Origin of the sequence: Pediococcus parvulus (assembly GCF_007990205.1) — a bacterium.
GTDB classification, from domain to species: Bacteria; Bacillota; Bacilli; order Lactobacillales; family Lactobacillaceae; genus Pediococcus; species Pediococcus parvulus.
In genome coordinates this window covers 1-1,343 of sequence record NZ_BJWE01000095.1, presented here as the reverse complement: position 1 = coordinate 1,343, position 1,343 = coordinate 1, and the positions used below count along the sequence as shown (strand labels likewise).

1 protein-coding gene is annotated in these 1,343 nt (G+C 35.3%); it reads right to left on the bottom strand.

The window, feature by feature from the left end:
* Nucleotides 1-60 precede the first annotated feature (60 nt).
* The gene (locus PPA04_RS09460; protein WP_057785074.1) at nt 61-1,239 is read right to left on the bottom strand and encodes an IS256 family transposase; all 1,179 of its coding nucleotides are present in this window, start codon (nt 1,237-1,239) and stop codon (nt 61-63) included.
* Nucleotides 1,240-1,343 lie beyond the last annotated feature (104 nt).

Genomic DNA, 1,343 nt, shown 5'->3' with positions numbered 1-1,343 from the left:
GGGAGTGTCAAGAAGTTTGTGTAAAAAGGGATTGCCCTTTCTCCATAAAATTAAATTTTTTCAGTCGAAAAGTGATTCTAATGTATCCTTAACTTGTCCGAATCCACGATGAATTCGATTAAAGTTCTTTTCGTTGTAACTAATTACTTGCACTCCAATGAAATTGTCTAATGATTTTTCATTGGGAAACTGTTCTTTTGCTTTAGTCTTGCGTTTAATCTTTTTATTTAGCGATTCTATAATATTTGTTGAATAAATGGTTGGGCGTATTGCGGCTGGAAAAGCCAAAAAAGCTAATAATTCCTTTTCAATTGACCTAATGTGACTAATCAGATTTGTGTATTGCTTTTCCCAAGTACTATAAAAATCGGCAAGCATTTTATGAGCTTCAGTTTTATTAGTTACCGAATGAAGCTGTTTGAAATCATTTAAAATGACCTCACGGTCTTTTAAACGGACATGTGTACTAATATTACGCATAACATGAACTAAACATCTTTGAAATTTTGCTTTAGGAAAAGCATGTAACAGCGCTGGTTGAAGTCCGACCATTCCGTCCGCAATAATTAATTGAACCTGTTTAAGCCCTCGCTGCTTAAGATCTGCTGCCATTTCCGACCAGACTTCAGCATTTTCACTGGGTGCAATGCGATAATCAAGAACTTCCTTAATTCCAGTGGGTGTAATTCCTAAGGCAATATAAACCGCTTCTCTTTGAACTGTGTCACGACGCAAAGGTAAATAAGTTGCATCTAAGAATAAGCAAACATAGTTTGCTTTAATGGTTCGTTGATGAAAAGCTTCAATCTGCTCAGTTACTTGAGCAGTAATGTTAGAAACAGTTGTAGCTGAATAATAAGAACCATACATTTTCTCAATCAAATCAGCGATTTCACGAGTGGTAACACCTTTAGAGTAAAGTTGAATAATTGTAGTTTCTAAAGCATCTTGACGACGAGAATAAGCTGGAAGTAAATGATTATGAAACTTGCCTTGTCGGTCACGCGGCACAGCAATTTTCAACTTACCATATTCGGAATCAATTAACCGAAAGTATTGACCATTCCGATAATTGTTAGCCTTAAAACCATTACGTTCATAAGGATCATAACCGAGTAACGAAGTTAACTCAGCTTGTAAGATTTGATTAATAGCTTTTTCAAGTTGTTGGCGAAAAAGTTCTTTAACATCGCCATTTGATAATAGAGTTTTGGTTAAATCTTTGGTAAACTGTTCCATGGGGAATCCCTCCGTTTTGGTTTGGTTTGACGATTTAATCATACGGGGAAGGGATTCCCTTTTCAATAGGATTTTATTTATTTACACAAACTATTTTATACTCT

Excerpts from the sequence above, each read along its gene's own strand:
- PPA04_RS09460 (WP_057785074.1), bottom strand. The coding sequence starts at position 1,239 with ATGGAACAGTTTACCAAAGATTTAACCAAAACTCTATTATCAAATGGC.